The sequence below is a fragment of the Veillonella sp. genome (genome assembly GCF_032470285.1).
Lineage (GTDB): Bacteria > Bacillota > Negativicutes > Veillonellales > Veillonellaceae > Veillonella.
In genome coordinates this window covers 1-6,173 of the sequence record NZ_JAWEKP010000015.1, presented here as the reverse complement: position 1 = coordinate 6,173, position 6,173 = coordinate 1, and the positions used below count along the sequence as shown (strand labels likewise).

Genomic DNA, 6,173 nt, shown 5'->3' with positions numbered 1-6,173 from the left:
CGCAGTTTCACCTCTGTAATTACCGATACCGGCCATCACTTGAGTTGGTTCCAATGGATCATATTGAATAGGTTTCAATGCAGACATAGCCGCCGCATGTGCGCCTACACGTTGTGTTTCGCCCGCTACGGAGTTAATAGCATTAGCTAACCCATCTGTAGCACCTTTCAATTGATTTACGTTAACCGCATCCGTGCCGTTTACGCCAGGGCCTACATTGGTAATTGTATTACCGCCGTTGTTAAGGCCATCTTTAGTAAGACTAACTGCATTACCACTAGCAGGTGTAATCGTTATACCGCCACCGTTCATAACTGTAGTATTACCTGCAGCATCCTTAGTTGTTACTGTTTCAAGACCTTTCAAGTCTTTCGCCATACGAACCTTAAGGTTGCCAGTACCATCAGATACGACACCTAAATTGTCTTCTGTAGTCAACTTGCTAGCATCAGTAATGCCACCCACTACATTAACTTGTTCGTTAAGCTTTTTCTTGATTACGGAACCGCTATCGCCACCGTATTTCATACCATCATCTTTAGTTGCCACTTGGTGGGTCTTACCGTTTTCGTCTTGGTACTTAATACGAGTGATGTTGTTCCCATCTAAGTCTGGATCACCTTTATCAACGGTAATATCCGCATTACGGCCGTCTTTGCCAGTTAAACCGATATGACCAACACCGTCTTTGCCGAACATAGATACAGCATCTTTACCGTCTTTGCCTGTGATACCTACCTTGCCGTCTGTGCCATTCGTCGCATCTGGGCCTGTGATGGATACGCCATCTTGACCATCTTTACCAACTTTAATAGTCCCTTTATCACCGTCGATTTCAACCTTGTCGCCAGCTTTGATTGTTCCTGTATTGCCATCGATAGCGATTTGTTTCTTTGGATCGGAGCCCAATGTTACTTGGTCTTTAAGACTTACTTCATAGTTTTTGGAACCATTCGGATTGTCGCTTGGCGTAACCTTAATATTATCGCCCGCTGTTACCGTCGTAGTCGCAGCAGCTGCAGCTTGATCTAGTTGAGATTTATTAACTGCATCAGTTGGAGCTGTACCAGCAGCTACATTAGTAATCTTGTTGCCACCGTTATCCAAACCATCTTTAGTTAGGCTCACAGGGTTACCGCTAGCAGGTGTAATCTTCATGCCGCCGCCATTCACAACCGTAGTATTGCCTGCAGCATCTTTAGTTGTTACTGTTTCAAGACCTTTTAAGTCTTTTGCCATACGAACCTTGAGGTTATTGCTACCATCGGATACGACACCTAAATTGTCTTCAGTAGTCAACTTGCTAGCATCAGTAATGCCACCGATTACGTTTACTTGTTCGTTAAGCTTTTTGTTGATCACCGCACCACTATCGCCACCGTATTTCATACCATCGTCTTTGGTTGCCACTTGGTGTGTTTTACCATTTTCGTCTTGGTATTTAATACGCGTGATTTCGTTGCCTTCAATATCAGGGTCACCTTTTTCAGCAGTAATATCCGCACTACGGCCGTCCTTACCATTAAGACCGATGTGACCTACACCGTCTTTGCCGGACATGGATACAGCTTCTTTACCGTCTTTACCAGTAATGCCTACCTTGCCATCTGTGCCGTTCGCACCATCTGGACCTGTGATAGATACACCATCCTTATTATCACCTTTGCCAACTTTTACAGATTCAGCTTTAAGATTTTTGCTCATCTTCACGTCAATGGTCGTGTTGCCTATTGCTACATCTTGTTTGATGAAAGTCTTGATATTTTCACCGCTATAATCGCTATCAGCAGCTTTACCTTCACCTTGTACGATTACTGTAGAACCTAATTTACTAGTTTGTACACCGCCTACATTGGCATCAAATTTAAGACCTGTTGCCGTTTGATTTGCCAAAGCTTGTTTCAATTGGTCTTCTGTTGCGGCACGACCAGATACAACATTACCTGGATCCCAAGTCTTATTATCAAGACCTGTAATATAGTTGCCTGTATTACCAGGATTCGCACCATCAGCTTGTTTACCCATTGTTACGTCCCCTGCTTTCACAGTGTCTGTAGCCGTAACAGATGTAACATTAAGATTTTTGTTTAATTTAAGAGCAATTTTAGTATCATCACCAGTTTGAGTAATTTCTGTAGTGATATTATCATCACCGTTTACAGTTACTTTAGATCCTAATTTATTTGTTTTTTCATCGTCATTATCCGCGTTAAAACGAAGGCCTTTATTGATAAGGTCAGTTTTAGTATTATCAATTTTATTATTTAAATCATTCTTGGCATTTGTAATTTGGTCACCAAGATCTTGCTTAACTTGATGTAATTGACCACCGTTAACTGCATCTTTAGAGTTTGGAGCCACGTCGCCGTTAGCAACATTCGTTACCTTTTGGTCGTTTGCATTGATACCGTTTGGAGATACATAATTCTTACCACCTACGGTCAAACCGCCGTTATTGATGGTAGTATCACCAGCTGTAACGCTATCCAAACCTGTCAATGTCTTAGCCAATTTCACATTCAATGTACCAGTACCATCGGATACAACACCGATATTGTTGTCAGACAATGTGCCTGTAGCACCGCCTTTAACGGCAACAGTATCACCCAATTTCTTATTGATTGTCGCACCGGAGTCACCGTCAAAGTTCAAACCTTTTTCAATAGTTTTATTGATTGTAACTATATCGCCAGCGTTCTTTGCGATATTTTGCGTATTATTAGCAATATTACCGGCATTTGTTGTGATATTTTGTTTGTTATCAGCGATAGCTTGTTTATTTTTATTGATTTGATCCTTATTGGTATTAACTGTATCGTTAACCTTTTTCAACTGATCTTCTGTAGCCGCGCGACCAGGAACAGCTACAGGATTGTCTACATTCCAATCTGTATTTTGAAGACCTGTAACATAGCCTGCATTACCATCTACAGTTACAGGATGTGCAGTACCAACATTAATTGTATTGCCTAATCCAACAATATATTCCTTACCACCTGCTACATTTGTACCTTCTGTTACAGTTACATTTGCATCTTTTGCTTTCACAGTAGGCGCTTTATCGATAGAGTTAATCGCATTTTGTAATTGACCATAGTTAACCGCATCATTAGAGTTAGTCCCATCAGCTACATTGGTGATCTTTTGATTATTCGCATTGATACCGTTTGGAGATACATAGTTTTTACCATCTACGGTCAAACCGCCGTTATTGATAGTAGTGCCGCCAGCTGTAACGCTGTCCAAACCAGTCAATGTTTTAGCCAATTTAATATTTAGCGTATCAGTGCCATTGGAAACAACACCGATATTGTTATCTGTCAATTTAGTTACATCAGTCACGCCGCCCACAACATTAGTTTGTTCGCCTAGTTTACGCGTGAATTTATTATCTGCAGCTGCCGCAGCTTTTACATCGCCTGCATAGGATACGCCTTTTTCTACTTCCGTTTTAACTGCAAACAATTGGCTACCATTGATAGCATCAGTGGATGTAGCAGAAATACGACCGGCCGCTACATTAGTAACAGTCCGTTCCATACCTGCCTTACCTACGCTTACTGTGGAAGCAGGGTTTGTGCCTGCAAAGTTATGAGTGACCCCATTGATTGTAGCAGAAGGAGTAGCCACAGCTGCTGCTGTTTCAGAGCCATTACCGATAGCTACGGCATTATCATTGGCTACTTTTGTATTATTGCCGAGCGCTAAACCATTAGCCCCTGTCACAGTAGCACTGTTACCTAGAACCATACCGTTATCTGCGGAAATAGTGGAGTTACTACCTACCACGTAGGAGTTATCCGTTGTAATGGTATTCTTGTAACCAAAAGCACCAGCTTTATTACCCTTAACTGTACCAGCAGTAACCTTTTTAATTTTATCGCCATTAGACTCTGTAGTTTCTGTAACAGTAGCAGTCCCTACGGTATTTTCACTACCGATGGCATATGCATTATTACCATACACCATATTGCCTCTACCAAGAGCGCCTGCAGCTGAACCAGATAGAGTAGCATTTGTCATATCAAAGCCTACTATATTCGCATCGCCGAGGGATGTGGATTTCTCACCATACGCACCGGCTTGGCTACCGATAGCCAGAGAGTTATTCCCCCAGCTACGAGCCATAGCACCAATAGCGGAACTAGCCACACCTTTTGACAAGGAGTTAGCACCGATAGCATTAGAGCCTGTGCCTAAAGACTGTGTCATCATACCAATAGCAAGGCTGGCATTTCCGATAGAAGCAGTATTTACATAGTTCTTACTATCATTAAGACCTGCTGTACCCAATCCACTTGGATGTAATGCAGCCACTTCACGGTTAAAGTTTTTCTGCGTACCTGGCACCGCTAAATCAGGAATAACCTTATATAAATCAGGTTTCGCTTTATCAATATCATCACCGCCGATAGCGATAGAAGAGTGTCCAATAGATCTTACATCACCACCGATAGCGACAGATTGTGTGCCATATACCTTCGCTACACTACCGATAGCTACAGATTGTGAGAATAGCTGGCCATCGCCGTCAACAGTAGCATTCTTTCTAATTATATTAGCTTCCGCTGCAGCACCAATAACCACGTCACCACGAGAACCGTAAGAAGCGGCTTCCGCACCCATTACAACTGCGCCAGAGCCAGGTTGTTGATGATACTTGGAAATCGTGCTCTTTGCTTGACGACCTATTACAATATCGCCATTTTCCTTTGCCACAGATCCTTGACCGATAGCAATGGTACCCGCAGGATAAGGAACATTCACTCATTGTTGCCCTTCAGCCTTCGCACCATTACCGATGGCAATACCATTTTCACTTGTTGCTAATGTAGCCGCGTCATTACCTATCGCCACAGACTTAGCACCTGCAGATTTCGCATTATCACCAACTGCCACGCTATTGCTACCAGTAGCAGCAGCGCCAGGGCCTTGTATTACACTTGCTTCTGCAATCCCCGATACTAAACAACCCGTAATAGCAAACGCGCATAAAGCCGAACGGAAAGTAATGCTCGTTCTTGCAGAACTCACACTAGCTTTACCTCCACCGCTCTTAACTAACTCAGATACTACAACGTAGCAATTTTTAGCTTTACTCCAAATTACATTATAAATTCGATTCATGTTTTTCCTTTCTCACCGAACTACCAGTCTTGCCGGTTACGCATTCTATTTATATCCTCATATAAAAAATAAAAGAAGAAGTCATAGACATAAAAAATCATCTACACTTCTAACGTAAAACAATAGTACTCAATACTACAGTTTGAGTACTATTAGGTATATATATTTTCCTTTACTATACTCACTCTAGCGCCTACTATATCAAATAATTTCAATATTGTAAACAACTTTTTCATGTTTCATTCATTTTTATAGTTTATTTAATAGACTTAAAAAATAAGATAAAAATTCTTCATCTTTTCTATATATTTATGGAATTAAATTTACATATTCACATACAAAAGATTTAGTCTATGTATGACAAAAGCCGAGGCAGTTTGAGCCTCGGCTTTCGTCATATGATATAATCCAAATTTTATTGAATTGTTGGTACATTAATCGCTTTGCGAAGGTCTACTGTAGGAAGTTCATCCACCGTAGGACCCATTTTTTCATCCACAGGTTTCACGCGATTATTACCGTCTTTCATAGCTTCGTTCAAGCTGAAGATCACCATTTCGTTCATGTAGAAACGCAATTCATCATCATGTACATTGGCCGTATTGCGATCCAAGATATCGATGATTTGTTGTGCGTAGTCCAATTTAGCGTCTTCAGACACCGTCGCATGGTCCGTAAAGAACTGCTTGTAATCGTTATACAAACGATCTAATGCCAAACGCCCATAGCTATCGTTTTTATAACGATGGCTTACGATGTACCAACTACGACGAACGTTCATGTAGTACAACACATTGTTGCGGTAACGCTCTTGACCAGTCATAACGCGGGAATCGTCCATGATGCGCTTACCCTTTTGATCCAATTGGAATTGTGTGAAAGCGTTAACAACGTCGCGAACTTCTTCGCTAGGCACGGAAAGGGCCACTTCTGTTTCAAGCACATTCAATGGTTCAGCCGGTTGTTCTGGCATCATCAATCGATCTTGAGCCGCATCCGCTTGACCTACCGCGCATACACAAGCAAGTGCCAATACAGGCATAAAT

At 41.8% G+C, this 6,173-nt stretch carries 3 protein-coding genes; all 3 read right to left on the bottom strand.

Annotation, left to right across the window (positions count from 1 at the left end):
• The coding region (locus E7B10_RS09530; protein WP_399427959.1) for a hemagglutinin at positions 1 to 4,767 on the bottom strand (4,767 nt) is incomplete at its 3' end.
• Entirely contained in the window at positions 4,768 to 5,127 is a 360-nt protein-coding gene (locus tag E7B10_RS09595; protein WP_399427957.1) for an ESPR-type extended signal peptide-containing protein, read from the bottom strand.
• Between the two features lie 415 nt (positions 5,128 to 5,542).
• Positions 5,543 to 6,173 (bottom strand): hypothetical protein (locus tag E7B10_RS09525; protein WP_316055625.1); only part of this gene is annotated, 631 nt, incomplete at its 5' end.